The sequence below is a fragment of the Metabacillus arenae genome, from assembly GCF_014773385.1.
GTDB classification, from domain to species: domain Bacteria; phylum Bacillota; class Bacilli; order Bacillales; family Bacillaceae; genus Metabacillus_D; species Metabacillus_D arenae.
Genome location: NZ_JACXAI010000004.1, coordinates 73,950 through 90,090, shown reverse-complemented (window position 1 = coordinate 90,090; position 16,141 = coordinate 73,950). Strand labels below are relative to the sequence as shown.

Annotated in this window: 15 protein-coding genes and 1 pseudogene; 3 read left to right on the top strand and 13 right to left on the bottom strand. The window is 37.7% G+C overall.

Features of this window, described 5'->3' with window-relative positions:
* Positions 1–204 precede the first annotated feature (204 nt).
* Complete coding sequence (locus IC621_RS04800) at positions 205–666, bottom strand: hypothetical protein (RefSeq protein WP_224752320.1); 462 nt, start codon at positions 664–666, stop codon at positions 205–207.
* A 137-nt stretch (positions 667–803) separates the two neighbouring features.
* Positions 804–1,046: pseudogene (locus tag IC621_RS04795) on the bottom strand (VOC family protein); the annotation flags it as partial.
* A gap of 140 nt (positions 1,047–1,186) precedes the next feature.
* On the opposite strand from IC621_RS04795, the gene IC621_RS04790 reads away from it, so the two are divergent.
* Positions 1,187–1,372 (top strand): hypothetical protein, encoded by a 186-nt coding sequence (locus tag IC621_RS04790; RefSeq protein WP_191156291.1) that lies wholly within the window; start codon positions 1,187–1,189, stop codon positions 1,370–1,372.
* A 262-nt stretch (positions 1,373–1,634) separates the two neighbouring features.
* Here IC621_RS04790 and IC621_RS04785 read toward each other — a convergent pair whose 3' ends face one another.
* From IC621_RS04785 to IC621_RS04735, 11 genes are all read right to left on the bottom strand, one after another.
* Positions 1,635–2,669 carry an anthranilate phosphoribosyltransferase gene (locus IC621_RS04785; protein ID WP_191156289.1) on the bottom strand — a complete coding sequence of 345 codons (1,035 nt, stop codon included), beginning with the start codon at positions 2,667–2,669 and terminating at the stop codon, positions 1,635–1,637.
* A 239-nt stretch (positions 2,670–2,908) separates the two neighbouring features.
* A complete protein-coding gene (gene cobA, locus IC621_RS04780; RefSeq protein ID WP_191156287.1) occupies positions 2,909–3,679 on the bottom strand; it encodes a uroporphyrinogen-III C-methyltransferase in 771 nt (256 codons plus the stop codon).
* Between the two features lie 69 nt (positions 3,680–3,748).
* Positions 3,749–4,576, bottom strand: coding sequence for a formate/nitrite transporter family protein (locus IC621_RS04775; RefSeq protein WP_191156285.1), 828 nt, complete (start codon positions 4,574–4,576; stop codon positions 3,749–3,751).
* 24 nt (positions 4,577–4,600) lie between these two features.
* Complete coding sequence (gene nirD, locus IC621_RS04770) at positions 4,601–4,915, bottom strand: nitrite reductase small subunit NirD (RefSeq protein WP_191156283.1); 315 nt, start codon at positions 4,913–4,915, stop codon at positions 4,601–4,603.
* 13 nt (positions 4,916–4,928) lie between these two features.
* Entirely contained in the window at positions 4,929–7,340 is a 2,412-nt protein-coding gene (gene nirB / locus IC621_RS04765) for a nitrite reductase large subunit NirB (protein ID WP_191156281.1), read from the bottom strand.
* Between the two features lie 307 nt (positions 7,341–7,647).
* Entirely contained in the window at positions 7,648–8,115 is a 468-nt protein-coding gene (locus IC621_RS04760) for a hypothetical protein (RefSeq protein WP_191156279.1), read from the bottom strand.
* 199 nt (positions 8,116–8,314) lie between these two features.
* The gene (locus IC621_RS04755; RefSeq protein WP_191156548.1) at positions 8,315–9,754 is read right to left on the bottom strand and encodes an alanine/glycine:cation symporter family protein; all 1,440 of its coding nucleotides are present in this window, start codon (positions 9,752–9,754) and stop codon (positions 8,315–8,317) included.
* A 528-nt stretch (positions 9,755–10,282) separates the two neighbouring features.
* Complete coding sequence (locus tag IC621_RS04750; RefSeq protein ID WP_191156277.1) at positions 10,283–11,137, bottom strand: amidohydrolase family protein; 855 nt, start codon at positions 11,135–11,137, stop codon at positions 10,283–10,285.
* A gap of 122 nt (positions 11,138–11,259) precedes the next feature.
* Positions 11,260–12,051: a polymer-forming cytoskeletal protein gene (locus IC621_RS04745; RefSeq protein WP_191156275.1), complete on the bottom strand. Its 792-nt coding sequence runs from the start codon at positions 12,049–12,051 to the stop codon at positions 11,260–11,262.
* An 11-nt stretch (positions 12,052–12,062) separates the two neighbouring features.
* Positions 12,063–12,695, bottom strand: a complete 633-nt coding sequence (locus tag IC621_RS04740) for a DUF4004 family protein (RefSeq protein ID WP_191156273.1) — start codon at positions 12,693–12,695, stop codon at positions 12,063–12,065.
* 449 nt (positions 12,696–13,144) lie between these two features.
* Positions 13,145–14,392: an MFS transporter gene (locus tag IC621_RS04735; RefSeq protein ID WP_191156271.1), complete on the bottom strand. Its 1,248-nt coding sequence runs from the start codon at positions 14,390–14,392 to the stop codon at positions 13,145–13,147.
* A gap of 493 nt (positions 14,393–14,885) precedes the next feature.
* Between IC621_RS04735 and IC621_RS04730 the strand changes: the two genes are divergently transcribed.
* Entirely contained in the window at positions 14,886–15,398 is a 513-nt protein-coding gene (locus tag IC621_RS04730) for a zinc metalloprotease (protein WP_191156269.1), read from the top strand.
* 303 nt (positions 15,399–15,701) lie between these two features.
* Positions 15,702–16,088 carry a VOC family protein gene (locus IC621_RS04725; protein WP_191156267.1) on the top strand — a complete coding sequence of 129 codons (387 nt, stop codon included), beginning with the start codon at positions 15,702–15,704 and terminating at the stop codon, positions 16,086–16,088.
* The last annotated feature ends 53 nt before the right edge of the window (positions 16,089–16,141 follow it).

The following is a 16,141-nucleotide window of genomic DNA, read 5'->3' as shown; positions in this document are numbered from 1 at the left end:
CTTAATGAAATGAAATAGTTAAAATCCCGGCTTCAGGCTAACATCCTACCGCATGAACTATAATTAGTAAGAGAACATGTACTACATCACCTAAGAAAACAACAAATGTACCCCCGATCTTGAACATATAAAGCGAAGTATAAAGTCAGCCATAATAGGCTTCATCAGTATTGTCTAGTAAGTTACTATCAGGGGTAACCACACCTAAGCCGTTTCAGGCTCAATATTTTCTTTATATGGCTTTAATGAATGATAAATAATCGTTTGAAGAATTCCTGTATTCACTTCATCCAACAGCCCCTCTGTATAACGCCAGGCATTTTCTTCAATTTGAAGAGCAGTCTTCTTTCTTTCGATCTCATTCCTAGTTGATGATAGTATTTCAGAAAGCCCGGGAAGATCGTTGTCTTCCGCATGACCAATTTCATGGGCAAGAACTATGGTAAAAAAGTCATAAAAATGGTCAAGTGAGGAAAAGAGATTCATGCATTGATGCTTGATATCTTCTAAATAGATTGTCACAGTTTGTGAAGCTATATTGTATTTTCCGCCAACACATCTTCTGCCTGGAAAGGCATCTTCAATTTGAATATATATACTGCTGCCTGACTTTGCTGCCAATCGACTTACAACTTGCTCAATTTTCTTTTTTTCCAATTGATCCATCCTCTTTATATAATCTTAGAGTCTCATTATATATGATGAGAGCTTGAAAGCAAATATGCCTCAATGAATGTAACTTCCTCGTATATTGCATGACATAGAGCTTCACTATAATTCAGAGTGAAAAAAATTTTTAAAAATTATGCTTCCGTATTTTCTTCAGCTACTCCAAATAGCAGCCCTTGATTATCTAAACAATAAGCAAAGTAACCCATATCTGGTACAGCAGTTTTCGGTACGACTACTTGTCCTTTGTTTGCAACGACTTTTTCAATATAGTCGTCAACAGAAGGGACAGCAATCGAGTTAGTAGTTCTTGAAACCCCATCAGGAGATTTCATCAAACCGCCATCAATACCAGATTTGTCACTCTCACCTGTAAGACTCATTTTGCACCTATCTAGGTTCTTACAATAAGTATAACAAAAAACAAACGTACGTTTCTATCTTTCCACTAAAATGTTTACAATCTCTTTTCAAAAGGAAAAGAACTAATAAAACGAAAAGAAAGAGGTGCAGATATATGCCTGAAAATAGTAAAAAGCCTCTAGACCGGAACAAACACCCAGAACAAGTAAAAAGTGACCGAAAAAGCCTTCACGACCGTTACAAAAGTGAACAAAACGTCGACCCGATTCCTTTAGAGGAAGTAAAAGAAAACATCCGAGATGAAAAAGACAAACATGGATCTAAAGGGCAAAAATATTAAAAAAATATAAAAACACGTCGTTTGAACAGGACGTGTTTTTTTCAGCTTGATTTTCATATTAATGTTTGCTTGACATTTTCATGGATAAAGACAATCTCCTGTCTTACGAGGCCGGCTTTATCTCATTTGTTTTTTTCTAGGAGTATATCATTGTGTTCTCACTATAATAAAGCTTGATCCTTCTTTTATATGATAGACTGACCAGTCAGTCAATAACCCATAAAGATTGGAAATCGGTTTCGAAATTCATTTTTCACTATTTCTACTGAACCAATCTCCATTCTTCCAGCTTTCTAAAACCGCGTTTTTCTCTTAATTGCCCTTTTGCTAGATCAATCCCATCCTCAATAGAATTCGTAAGATTGAATAGATAATATCGAATCCCCGTATTAAAGACTACCTGATTATAGTAGTAAGCATATTCTTCCAATTTCTCACCATTTAATAACGAGAGTACGATGTTCGCTTGCTCCTCTTCCGGTATTCTTTTTTTCTCGCCTTCTCCATGAAAGAGACCGAATTCTTCAGGCTTTACTATGAAGGAATCTGTTTCTCCGTTTTGATAACTAAATATAAAACTATTCCGATGGACTGGCAGGTCTTCAGAGCCTTCCACCCCTTGAACAATATATACTCTTTCAAAAGACAGTTTCTCAAACACAGGCAAGATATGCTTGATTGCCGTCCGATGAAAAGCACCGGCCATAATCGATTTTGCCCCTGAGATATTTAGAAGCTTTTCAGCCGTGTTAAATAAGGTTCTGACACCGATCTCTTCTCTTATCTTTCTCAAATCTCGAAGTGGCAGGCAATAAGCATCTGTTTTAGCAAAACCAATCTTTACATTTTCAATCGAGCTCGCTAAAGTCTCTTTTGATAAAGAAACATTTACCCCCAGCTTTTCTAACACTTCATTAATGGTTACAGCATACTTAGGCGGCAAAGAGTCAGTACTATGCAAAAAAACAGGGATCCCTTGATCTGCAAGTAATAATGACACTGGTATGGTGGCTAGGAATGAATTTCTTCCAGTATAAGGACTGGCAAAATCAATAAGGTTTTCCTTTGTTTTTTCAGAAACCTCCAGCTTAGTGGTATAGTTCTCTAAAGCATGCTGAAACGCTAATAATTCGTCGGACGTCTCTGTTATTAGCCTCATCGCAATTAGATAAGCTGTTGTTTGGGCATCAGTTGCTTCTCCGCTTAAAATTGAATGTGCCACATTCATTGTTTCTTCATAGCTCAGATTTTTAGATCCTCTTTTTCCTCTTGCTACCTCTTTAATCCATTGCTGCATATTCTTCCCTCCGCTTGAAGCTTTTCTAATGAATAGGTGGGAGCTTGTTTGGGGTACCATGCACAAGCCTATGCCATGATTTTAGCCCTCATACAATTCTCCCCCACTTGTTGTTAGTCTTAAACATGATGCTTCTGGATTTATTTGACCATTAGAAGTCTGCCAAAAATAAAATATTCAATCTCTTTTGAATACTAATAGTCTACCATTCTAAAGTGTTACAAACCAGTTTTAAATACCTATCGGTAACTAGCGGCTAGTTTTGGCTCTGGAAGGGAAATAGAGTTTAATTTTTCATGCAGGCTTACAACCTCGCCAATGATAATCATAGAAGGGTTTTCAATTTTCTCACGCCGCACCTTCTCCACAATGGTACCCAATGTACCAGTGATTGCTTTTTGATTGGATGTAGTACCTTGATGAATAACAGCAGCAGGTATGCTTGGAGATTTACCATTTTCGATTAATTTCTCGCATATATATGGAAGATTTTTCATCCCCATGTAGATAGCTAACGTATCAACTCCGCTGACTAGGCTTTTCCAATCTATATTTATTTTTTCACCATTCTTATGATGACCTGCAATGAAGGCTACAGACCTGCCAAGCTCGCGGTGGGTAACAGGTATTCCTGCATAGGCCGGAGCGGCAATGCCCGAAGTGATACCCGGCACGACTTCAAACTCAATGCCCTGGGCGACTAATGCCTCTGCTTCTTCACCGCCTCTTCCAAAGACAAAAGGGTCCCCTCCTTTTAACCTGGTGACTATCTTTCCTTCCTTTGCATATTTGATGAGCAGGCGATTGATCGTTTCTTGTTTCATTGATTGGTATTCAGGAGTTTTCCCACAATAGATAAACTCAGCATGGGGACTTGCCTCCTGTAATAATTCTTTATTCACAAGGCGATCGTATAATATAATATCAGCCTGTTTGATACACTTTAATCCTTTGACAGTTATTAATTCCGGATCTCCCGGTCCTGCACCTACAAGATATACCCTACCCATACTTTCGCCTCCCTTTCGATTCATCCAACTCTTAACGGGGGAATAAATCCCCACTGCCTGAAAGCTTCATTATAATGCTTTCGATTTTGACATTTGCACGACCGATTTTGGCCCTTTCTTTTTTAGCGTCACATATAAAGCAAGTCCCGTGAAAAGAAATCCGCTTACTAGGTTTCCGATTATTACAGGAATTTGGTTCCATATCCACCATTCTGCTACTGTAATATCTGCCCCAAGCATCATTCCTGCTGGAATGACAAACATATTCACGACTGCATGCTCAAATCCTTGGGCAAAGAATATAATAATTGGCAGCCACATGGCCGCAATTTTGCCTAGAGTTGATTGAGATGTCATCGCCATGATCGCCCCTAGGGTCACCATCCAATTACAAAGCATAGCTTTTACAAATACAAGCACCATTCCATCAAATCCAAGCACTTGATAGCCTATCGTTTTTGCTTCGGAAAGGGTAATAAGTTTAGCAGTTACCTCATTTCCAGCAGAATGACCAAGCTTGGTCGCCGTAATGACATACAAAAATGCATACAGAATGCTGCCAAGCAAATGACCTATAATCACCCAAAACCAACTGGAAAACATATTCACAGCATTGGTTTTTTTCTCCATCACAGCTAAAGGTATTAAAGCAAAATTACCAGTTACTAGCTCCAACCCCAGCAATATAATGATCACAAATCCTGCCGGGAACAGAAGCGCCCCCATAAACCCCATTTTAGATTGGAGTTCAGCTGTAAAGGCTAGAGTGGTAGAAAAACCAAGCAGCGCTCCCGAAAGAGCGCCCCTTATTAATAGATCCTTTACCGCTAAGTTAGCTTTAGTCCTGCCTGCTTGAATCATATTTTCTAAAACCATTTCTGGTTTTACATAACCCATAAAAACCTCCTATTTTTAAAACCCTTAAAGAATTAGATAAACTTCGTCATCCTCAACTTCAACCTTATAGGTTTTTACGCATCCGACATCAGGAGCCTGTACTACTCCGTCATTCAGATCAATTTGCCAATCGTGCAGAGGACAAAACACTTTCTCATCGCAAACTATTCCCTCTGCTAATACCCCGCCTTTATGAGGGCAGCGATTTTCAATTGCCTTTACTTTTCCATTGGAAAGGCGGAATAAAGCAATTTGCTGACCATGAATCGTCATCGATTTTCCTACCTTTTCCGGTAATTCACTTAAGTTGATTGCTTTTACTCTGTTTGCTGTTTTCATCGCTCTTCCCCCTTTACTTTACTTCAACTGGAACTTTTACATGCTCATATAGATCTTCTTGGATTTTCTTATTTTCAATCGCTTCTTTCCATGGATCTTTAAGAACGGATAAAGCTTCTTCCATCCGGGCATATAGTTCTGCTCTTGTTTTTTCGTCATCCAGCACAGACCGGACATGATCAAGTCCGACTCTTTCAACCCAGGCTGATGTTCTTTCAAGGTAATCTGCCGTTTCTCGGTAATATTGTAAAAAGGCTCCTGTGATTTCAATTACCTCTTGTTTAGTTTTTACTTTGTATAACAAATCACCCGCTCTTAAATGTGTCCCGCCGTTTCCGCCGACATAGATTTCCCATGCACCTTCAATTCCGACGACACCTACATCCTTAATTCCTGATTCCGCACAGTTTCTTGGACATGCTGATACAGCCATTTTTACTTTATGCGGGGTATTTAATCGCTCAAATTTCTTTTCTAGCTCAATTCCCATTCCTATAGAATCTTGGGTACCGAAGCGGCAGAAATTTTCACCGACACATGTCTTGACTGTCCTAAGTGTTTTACCGTAAGCATACCCTGAAGGCATCCCGAGGTCCTCCCAAACTTTAGGGAGATTTTCTTTTTCAACTCCAAGGAGATCAATTCGTTGACCACCTGTAATTTTAATGAGCGGGACTTCATATTTGTCGGCAACATTTGCTATTCTTCGAAGTTCTTCGGCATTCGTGACACCGCCATAAATTCTTGGTACTACAGAGAAGGTTCCATCTTTCTGAATATTTGCATGCAGCCGTTCATTTACAAAACGAGATTCACGTTCATCTTGATACTCAAGCGGATTAACCATACCTAAATAGTAGTTGAGTGCTGGTCTGCACTTAGAGCATCCTTCGGTATTCTTCCACCCAAGAACATTCATCACTTCTTTTATATGTGTTAACCCTTTTGTACGAATTTCTTCAACTACTTCCTCTCTTGACAAGTCTGTACAGCCGCAGATTGATTCCTTCTGCCCGCCGACAAAGCCGTCTCCCAGCGTCTGTTCCAATAAATCAACAACAAGAGATTTACAGCCTCCGCAAGATCTTGAAGCAGTTGTACAATTTTTCACTTCTTCAAACGTTGACAATCCGTTTGTCTGAATAGCCTCAACAATCGCTCCTTTTGTTACGCCGTTACAACCGCAGACTAGCTCATTATCTTCCATTATTGAGACGATGCTGGTTTCAGCTGATTTGTCCTGATTAGCTGACATATAATCGGAAAATTGCTCACGATTTTGAATGGCACGGAACAATTTAGAGCCTTCGGTTGTATCTCCAAATAATACTGCTCCACAAATGGCACCGTCATTTATCAGAACCTTTTTATAAACTCCATTCCATTCGTCATACATATTAAATGACTTCGTTTGCTCGTCCTCTATAAATTGACCTGCTGAAAAGACGTCAACACCAGACACCTTCAATTGAGTGGAAAGAACTGAGCCTTGATACGTTTCATCCTCAAAACCGCAAATTTTTCTGGCGATTACCTTTCCTTGATCATACAATGGTGCTACCAAACCATAAGCGATACCATTATGCTCTGCGCATTCCCCAACTGCATAAACATCTTTCACGTCTGTTTCCATGAAATCATTTACAACGATCCCGCGGTTAACCTTAATCCCGCTTTCATTGGCAAGGGCACTATTCGGACGAATACCAACAGCCATTACAACAAGATCTGCCTCAATTTCTTCCCCATCACTAAATCGGAGACCTGTAACCCGGTCATCTCCTAAGATGCTCTCAGTTTGTTTTTCAAGAAGAAACTCCATGCCCTGCTTTTCTAATTCCTTTTGAAGCATGTTAGCTGCTGTTTTATCCAGCTGTCTTTCCATCAGGATATCTGCGATATGGATGACCTTTACTTCCATCCCTAGATTTAAAAGTCCTCGAGCCGCTTCCAAACCTAACAATCCGCCTCCGATTACAGCCGCTTTTTTATGGGTTTTTGCTGTAGTCATCATCGTTTCACAATCTTTAATATCTCTGAATGCGGTAACTCCCTCTTTGTCCGCTCCTGGAAGTGGCAAAATGAATGGATTTGAACCGGTCGCAATAATTAAATGATCGTAAGAGATCATACGATCTTTATCTGATATCACCGTTTTGTGCTCGGTATCGATTTTTATTACCGTTTCATCCACAAATAATTGAATATTATTCTCTTTATACCAATCCCAATCATTAATTGTTATATCCTCAACAGATGTATCACCTTGTAATACTTTTGATAACATAATTCTGTTATAATTCGGGTAAGGCTCGCTGCCGAAAATGGTGATTTCAAAATCGGCAGAATTTAGCTTTAATAATTCCTCGATACACCTAACTCCTGCCATACCGTTTCCTATCAACACAACTTTTTGTTTATTCATGCCTTCCTCCTTATGATCAACTGTATTTTATATATTTTTCACTAATCATACAGGAGGAATTATGTTTCTTCATCAAGTAAGTAAGAAAATCTGACAAGGTTTTTTCTTATTTTCCGGAATAGTCAAGCGATATGTTATAATTGCTGCCATTCATGGACAGTAATTCTTACATAATAAAATAGGTAACTGTTTATCAAAATTTACGGAACTTTAATGGTGATTTTCTTAAAGTAATTAAATTTGGTAATAAGTATAAGATTCCTTCTCTCTCTTATCTTGAAAAAAATAATGACTAATCCTTCACGAATTAGTCATTTACTGCCTCCCCTTTATTTTGTTGATCTAACCATTGAATGACCTTGTGAATATCATGAGTCTCAAATAGCTTTGATTCCCACGGAAATTTTGTACTGCTATTTTTTCTTTTATATGATTCTTCTGAAAGAAATAGATAGTAAGGTTCCAAGTCTTTACGATAGTTTGTATGCTTCAGCACTTCCTGCCAATCTTCTTCATGCACATCTTGGTTTCGATCTATCCTGGAAATTATTCTCCCTGGAACTAGCTTTGGATATTTATCAACTAAATCCCAGAGCCTGTCATCAGCTTCCTCAAATACAGTCTCATCTTCCTTTTCCATCAAGACATAGCTGTAAATGTCAGTAGTTGGCAGCAATGAGATTTCCTTTTCAGGTAAATTGTTCAAGCCCTTGCTTTCTCTCATTATTAAGAACACCACTACTAACAAAATGATGGCAATGATCATAAAAAGCACTTCGGTACAGCCCCTTTGTAAAAAATATCCTTTCTATTAATAATAAAGAGATTCCAACAGTAAATAAATAGGGCTTTGGTTTGCAAAATAGGGAGGTTAAACTGGTTTATAGACTCGTTTGTTACATAGGGTACCAGGTACCGCACTACAAAAATGAACCCTGCAGCGTTACAGCCGCAGGGTTCATCCGATTGGTTCACTACATGTTAATTGTCTTCTTTTTGTCTTTTTTTGGCGGGAGGACATTGTCCTCAGGATTATAGTCATTAATCCAATAGTCGGCGTTTTTAATACCTAGCTTTGTCGGATTAAACACTGGATCCAATCCTTGTTTTTTCTGCGCTTCATAATCTTTTAGGACAGCTAAAGCTGGTTTAAATAAAATAACAATGGCGATTAAGTTTAACCAAACCATCAGACCCAATCCTACATCTCCAAGCGCCCAAGCAAGTCCTGCAGCTTTTACGGAACCATAGAAAGTAGCTCCGAGTAAGACAACCTTTAGTAGAAACATAGGTACTTTATTACTGCGGCCGCGAACTAGATAGGCAATATTTGTTTCTGCTATATAGTAGTAGGCCATAATTGTTGTAAAAGCAAAGAAGAACAATGCGATTGCGACAAAGCCTGCACCAAAGCCTGGTATAGCTGTTTCAATAGCGGCTTGTGTAAATGCTGGACCTGCTTCAACCCCTTCAATATTGGTTACAATCGCTGTTCCATCAGGAGCCTCAACATTGTACATGCCTGTAAATAAAATCATAAATGCTGTAGCTGAACATACGAACAATGTATCAATATATATTGAAAATGCTTGAACTAATCCTTGTTTGGCAGGATGAGAAACTTCAGCTGCTGCTGCTGCATGAGGGCCGGTTCCTTGACCTGCTTCGTTAGAGTATATTCCGCGCTTTACTCCCCATGAAATAGCAGCTCCTATAATCCCACCAAAAGCTGAATCAAAAGCAAAAGCACTTCGAAAGATAAGACCAATTACTTCAGGCAGCTCTCCAATATTCATAATCACAATAAATAATGCTACTAAAATGTAACCTAATGCCATAAACGGAACAACATACTGAGCAACTGATGCGATCCTTTTAACACCACCAAAAATAATCGCACCTATTATAATAACTAATATAATACCTGTAATCGTTGTATTAAGACCAAATGCATTCTCCAATCCTACTGCAATCGAGTTTGATTGAATCCCTGGCATAAGAAGCGCCATGGCAAGTAAAGCAGCAATAGCAAAAACTGTCCCGTACCATCTCCAGCCTATCCCTTTTTCAATGTAGTAAGCTGGTCCGCCGCGATATTCACCTTCCTGCTTCGTTTTGTAAACTTGTGCGAGAGTAGATTCAACAAAGGCACTTGCTGCACCTATAAAAGCAATTAACCACATCCAGAAAACAGCGCCTGGTCCCCCGAACGCAATGGCAGTAGCTGTCCCAGCTATATTCCCTGTTCCTACACGACCGGAAAGAGATATCGCCAAAGCCTGGAAAGAAGATACTCCTGCCTCAGAACTCTTCCCTTGTAGCATTAAAGTAATCATTTCTTTGATATACCTTACTTGTAAGAACCTAGTGGATAAAGTGAAAAGTAAACCGACAGCAATACAAAAGATTATCATGGGTGTACTCCAAAGAATTCCAACTAACCAGTTTACAAAAGCCTCCAAGCATACTCCCCCTTTGTTCTTAAATTCTTAATTTTCTTTCTTTTAAGATTATATGTTAATTTGTCCAGTAAAACAATAAAAAAATTATCTGAAATTCCTATCAAGAATAAATACAAGGTTATAAAAGGCTACAACAAAAGAATCAAATCGTTTTCAATGATTTGATTCCTGAAAAAAATTATTTTAATGAAACTTTTTTAAAATGATTGTCAAATTTTATCAATATGACAGCAGTATCTCTTCCATTGGGTTAAACAGCTGCTAGTAAACCGCAAGACGATAACTGATGCATTAAATATCTTTTATGCCCTGCTTCAATCTGGGAATTTGCACCTCTAAAGCTTCGAATTTGCTAACACATTTTTCTTAAACAGCACTTAGGTTCGAGTTTAAAGACTATATTTTCGAATCTTCTTTTTATTTTCAATTGATTTTTTCAATTTATCGATTTTTCGGACAAAAAACGGACTGAGCTGCAAATTATAAATATGGTTTTATCCTTGGAAATACATTTAATGCCGTTTTATAGAAAACATCTTCATGGTATTCTTCAGGGATGATTTCTTTTACAAATTCGATATATGGCTGGACAGGAACAAGCGGCCAATCTGTGCCGAATAGGAACTTTTGATAATTATCGGTAAAGGTTAAGGCATGCTTTAAATGATTGAAGAAGCGTGGTGAATCCTTATATCGTTTAATATCATCTGCAGTTCCGACAACTAAACCTGATAAATCAGCAAACATGTTCCGGTTTTTGTAAACAACTTCTGCTCCATCTAATGTCCAGGGATCACCGAAATGGGCCATTACAAAATTAATATCTCGATTCTTTACAGCTACTTCGTCAAGTGTCAATGGGTGAGAATATTTTAATAGCCCTCTCTCTGAATATGTGTCACCAGTGTGAAAAACAACCGGAAGCTGGTATGTGGCTGCAAGCTTATAAACTGGTTCATACACTTCCTCATATGCATAGAAAGGATAATAACCTAAGTAAATTTTGATTCCTACAACCCTTGGATCGTGTAATGACTTTTCAAGTTCTTCTAATTCGTGTGAACCAAGCTTATTAGGGTTGATCCCAACACAATAGACAATCGGCAATGGAATCCGTTCATCTAGATCGAGACCCATTGGTGTAGGAGAAGAAGGGTCGGGAAACCCCTGTTTTTCTTTTTCCACTAATCCCATTCCAACCCCTAATACCACATTGGATTCTTCGTACTCTTTTACGATTCCATCATAGGAATAATCTAGTCTGGACTGTTCTCTTGCCGTTTCTTTAAAGCTTTCAATATTTGAAAAATGCATATGCGCGTCGATAATTTTCATACTTACCTTCTTTCTAAAACTGGATTGAATTTAAGCTGGATAAAGCAACATTAGGTTTCGTACTTTTACTCTACATTTCAATGGAGGTTTTCTTTAACCCCCTACTGATGATTAGACCACTATTAAACGTGAACCTTCTCTCTTACAACGCTATTAGGGTGAATGTCAATTGAATCTGTGTATTCTACTGTGTCGATTTCACATTTTTCTGATATGATGATATCCTTTCCTCGGACTAATTTTGCTTTTGTAGCTTCTAAGTGAATCACGTCCCCTTCAATAACATCTGCTTCCAGGTGGTAATTTCTCTGGACAATGACATCCCAGAGGCGTTTAAAGAGGTTTAGTGAGCTGTATTTTTTTATATTTATTTTTTCCCCGCCAATTTCTTTCACATTTGAATGAAAACCGAGCTTTAAATCAATAAAATCAGCATTCAGCAGTCCTCCAACTTGTATGGAACCTTTTACAATAACTTCTTCTCCTTCGCACCCTTCAGCGACCTTCATTGAGCCATTGACGCGAATCTTTCCTCCTGAGAGCTCACCGCCTATTTTGCTTGTTCCATTTACTTCAATCTTTTCACAAGTGATATCCTGGCGAAAAGCACTAGATCCATTGATGGAAACAGCCCCGCACTTCACATCGCCTGTTATTTCTGAACTTCCATTTGATTCAATATATTCAGCTTCAACATCTCCCTCTAATAAAGAAGATCCACTAGTTTTAATGTTTTCAGCTTTAATATTTCCTTTTACTTTCCCAGAACCACTTATCTTCATGTCTTGACATTCAATATCTCCGTTTATCTTTCCGCTTCCATTTAACTTTACATTTTTATACATGCCTCCTGTTGCAATGCCCGAACCGTTAATCTTTAATTCTTCCAATTCCTCTAAATGAAGATTGCCCAATTCGATTCCTCCTATTTGTTAATTGCTGATAACGAAATGTTTAAATCGTTTACACATTCTTTTAAATCAATGCTCAAGATCTTTTTTGCTCCAGCATCAAACTGCCATTCTGACTGTATAGGGATAAACAACCATATGATTGTATTCCCTTTTTCCAAAGCAGCCAGTTCAAAATTGGTCTCAAAGAAATTCTGGTTTGCACGAATTGCTTGAAATAAATGTGTCATTTCGTCAAGTTCGATATTCCATTTGTAGTTGATCTTCTCAAGGATTTTTAAAAATAAAATAGACTTAAAGTCTAATGAATCATCCTGATTTATAAACTGTTTACCCTTCTCCCATGTTTCTTTCTTTATAATGTTTAGATTTATTATTTCTTCAATAGATAATGTGACATCCTTAGGGTTTGTGGAAAAAAATTCAGCCAGCTCATCTAGAGAATGACTATCTTTAAGCTCTTTGATTTTTTCGATCCTCTCGATCACTTTCTTTTTAGGAAAAAATGTTTCTTGTCCAGTGAAACTGGATTTCTTTATAAACCAGTTTTCCGGAATGATCTCCTTGCGTTTCCACCGATACAGCTGACCATAAGAAATGTCCATCACCTCTAAGAGATCCTTTTTTGAAATATATTCTATTTCCATTACATACTCCTTCCGTTAAAACAAAACATTGTTACAACTAAATTACTTATAGTGTAACAATGTTTTGTTTTAAAGTAAAGAATTCTTTTGAAAAAAGGCACTTTTCTAAGTAATCTTGGGTTTTTAACTTTCTGATCAGATGAATATCCGGTCCGGGCATCATACTCCTCTTTTGGATTCTAGCCACTCCTTTCCAAGCGGCTGATACTGTCATAAAAGCAATATAGTTTGCGAAAACAGCCAAACGAAAAGCAGAAGGCGCCCGTCTATCGGCGACAAGCATTCGGCGAGCCGGCATGAAGGTTGTTCTTTAACCTTCTTGACGGATTGGCTCATGACCTAAGGGCCGATGGCGCCTGGAGCTGGACAAAAATATCTCAATTTAACACGTAATACTTTAATCAACTTAAACATTCTGAACCAACAAAAAAAGATGGCTGGCAGCCACCTTACTGAGTTTCTATTTTCACTTTTTGATCTTGTTTAGGGAAGTTAGGTTTAATAAGCAATGGAACTACAAGGAGAATTCCGATGACAAATAATACGGCCGCCGCCTGATATGCCATTGTCAAGCTCATAAATTCCTTTATTACGCCGGCAAAACTCATCATAACCACCATTCCTCCCATAAAAAGAGGCGTCATTATACCATTTACCCTGCCTACAAATTTTTCATCTGAATTTTCTAAGATCATTGTATTAATGCTTATTTGAATGGCTGGCATCATAAGTCCGTTAAAAAACTGGGCAATCAACGTAATCCATACGACATTTGAAAATCCCATAACGGATATCATAATGGCATCAACTGCCATTCCGATTGCGAGCAGGCGAATCGGAGCAATCTTTTTAGAAAATGCCAGCGCCATTCCGCCTCCTAAAATCATTGCAACACCGTTTACTGCCAAAAACCATTGAAGAAATTCCTTGTCCATTCCCAGTTGTTCAGTCACAATGAAAATTCCCAAAGGCTGAATAAGACCAATCGCCAAACCCGCAACAAGGAAGTTTCCGCCAAGAATAGAGAGAAAACGATTGTTTTTCACATATTTAAATCCTTGTCCAAGCTCTTGTAAGACCGTTGTCTTCTCCTTTTCTTCTTCCATCGCCCGATCTGCCGGCAGAAAAAGAAGCGCTCCCGCTGACAAAAGGAACATGATTCCCGTTAGTGCAATGGATAGATAAATCCCGTATTGCTGAAAAATAAATGTACCTATAATAGGACCGATAATCATGAATACAGCAAACAACGTTTGGTACAAAGACATCCCCATTTGCAGTTGTTCTTTGGGTACATGAATTTTAAACAATTTCATCCCTGATGGCTGCGAGAATTGAGATAATATCGCAGAAATTAGCATAGCGAAAAAAACAGCATGCCAAGAGGCAAACATGAGTGTTGCAAGTACTGTAAAAACAGAGACCGCACTTAATAAATCACACCAAATCATTGTCTTCTTCGGCTTCCAGCGATCTGCAAATGTACCGCCTATAATCGAGAAAATAAAGATTGGGGCAAATTCTGCAACCGATATCATAGACACAGCAAAAGGATCTCCATTTGTTTGCTCCATTACAAACAACAATACAGAAAAATTTCGAATCCAAATTCCTAATTGCAGAAACAATCCAGATAATAATATAGCTCGAATAAAACGATTTTTTAAAAAAGCTGACATATTTGTTGATTTCTCCATCGTTTTACATCCTCCATTAATTTAAAATGCTACCCTTTATAATAGTTCTACTTTTGTAAAATCATTCCTTTTTATTATTCAATTAAAATAACTTGTGTCTTATTTTTTTGGAAGAAAATTTCTTTACCAAAAGATAAAACGATTTCCGTTTTCAACTACACAACTGACCATAAAAATGTCCATCACCTCTATTAGATCCTTTTTTGAAATACATTCTTATTTTATTATATACTTCTTTTGTTAAAACAAAACATTGTTACATTAAATTTGGTTATAGTGTAACAATGTTTTGTTTTAAAGTAAATAGTTTTTTTGAAAAATTTTGCCCGTCTTTCTGGTGATGAGAGGTCGGAGATCGGACTTGTACAATCAGCGAATAGATTGATACCTTAATGAGCTTTAACATCTGATCTTATAAAAAAGGAAAAATCTATGTTTTCTAAAGAAATAGAGCGGGAATTTTTAACTATTAAAATAAATTAGGAGGATCAAAATGTTCGGGCTGTTTGACTTTATCAGCTTAATTCTCTCTGTGTTTATCATTTTGCCTATTGTGTCGATCATTCACGAAACAGGACACCTTTTCTTTGCTTATTTATTCAAAGCTAAAAATCATAAGCTTGAAATAGGCTGCGGCAAACCCCTTTTTGAAGTCGGCAGAATTCGGATTAGAAGGTTTTACTTTTGGTACAGCTGGTGTCAGTTTGAACAACTAAAGCGAAACTCGCGCATTCATTATATTCTCGTTTATGCTGGACCAATGATATTTAATATAGTTGCGGCCTTTCTTGTGAATGGACTTGTCTATTTAAAAGTTTTGGAGGAGTCAAAATTTTGGAATCAATTTATCTATTATTCCATCTTTTTTGTCATTTTCGATATTCTGCCTATGAGATATCCAGATGGACAGCCAAGTAATGGGTTAGTCATTTATGAAATGATTCGGTATGGAAAAAAAGCAACCTTTCAAAAGGAAAAGTGGGGACGAACGAATTATTATTGCTAGTTAAAACAAACCTTTTTCTTTCTAAACTTTTGAAATGGAGAGCCAGGCCAGGTTTGAGAATAGATGAAAATGCTTCTTTTGGCAGCAAGCCATTGTTTAATTATACTCTGAAATACCGGTTCCCCCCTAAATGAAAATGGTGAAGTCCGCAAATGAGCTAAGATTCCAAAACCTCAAATTAAAACTTGACTGACCATAATTGTCGGTCAAGTTATTTTAAAATGAGAGATGGTCAGTGACAAAGTGTTCAATTAGTGGTGATAGTGTCAGCTCTAAAATAATATTTTTCAGGAGGTAGTTGATGTGAAGTTATTACAAATAAGACTTTTGGTTAAAGACTTTAAGAAAAGTGCCATGTTTTACAGAGATTTATTGGAATTTCCAGTGAGCTGGTATGAGGAAGACATGGAATATGCCCTTTTTAATAATGGAGAAACGAAGATTGAGCTTGTATCACGAAAATTGATGGCAGATTTAATCGGAGAGGGAAATAAGCCATTAGAAGCTGACTCTCAATCAAGATTCTTGCTTCAATTTGAAGTAGAAGATGTCGATAAGGCTTATCACCGTTTCAGACAAAAAGATATTGAATTTGTTAATGAACCGCATGATCGTCAGGAATGGCAAGCACGTGTTGCCCATTTCCGCGACCCTGATAACAACTTAATCGAAATATATAAAATGCTATAATTTCCTTGATCAAAGATTATGTTGTAGTAAGGGACTTCACTAGTTTTTAGCTA

Coding starts and splice junctions, on each gene's coding strand:
- IC621_RS04775 (WP_191156285.1), bottom strand. CDS start 4,576: ATGGGTTATGTAAAACCAGAAATGGTTTTAGAAAATATGATTCAAGCA.
- IC621_RS04790 (WP_191156291.1), top strand. CDS start 1,187: ATGCCTGAAAATAGTAAAAAGCCTCTAGACCGGAACAAACACCCAGAA.
- IC621_RS04730 (WP_191156269.1), top strand. CDS start 14,886: ATGTTCGGGCTGTTTGACTTTATCAGCTTAATTCTCTCTGTGTTTATC.
- IC621_RS04740 (WP_191156273.1), bottom strand. CDS start 12,695: ATGGAAATAGAATATATTTCAAAAAAGGATCTCTTAGAGGTGATGGAC.
- IC621_RS04750 (WP_191156277.1), bottom strand. CDS start 11,137: ATGAAAATTATCGACGCGCATATGCATTTTTCAAATATTGAAAGCTTT.
- IC621_RS04735 (WP_191156271.1), bottom strand. CDS start 14,392: ATGGAGAAATCAACAAATATGTCAGCTTTTTTAAAAAATCGTTTTATT.
- IC621_RS04755 (WP_191156548.1), bottom strand. CDS start 9,754: ATGATAATCTTTTGTATTGCTGTCGGTTTACTTTTCACTTTATCCACT.
- nirB (WP_191156281.1), bottom strand. CDS start 7,340: ATGAATAAACAAAAAGTTGTGTTGATAGGAAACGGTATGGCAGGAGTT.
- IC621_RS04785 (WP_191156289.1), bottom strand. CDS start 2,669: ATGCAGCAATGGATTAAAGAGGTAGCAAGAGGAAAAAGAGGATCTAAA.
- cobA (WP_191156287.1), bottom strand. CDS start 3,679: ATGGGTAGGGTATATCTTGTAGGTGCAGGACCGGGAGATCCGGAATTA.
- nirD (WP_191156283.1), bottom strand. CDS start 4,915: ATGAAAACAGCAAACAGAGTAAAAGCAATCAACTTAAGTGAATTACCG.
- IC621_RS04800 (WP_224752320.1), bottom strand. CDS start 666: ATGGATCAATTGGAAAAAAAGAAAATTGAGCAAGTTGTAAGTCGATTG.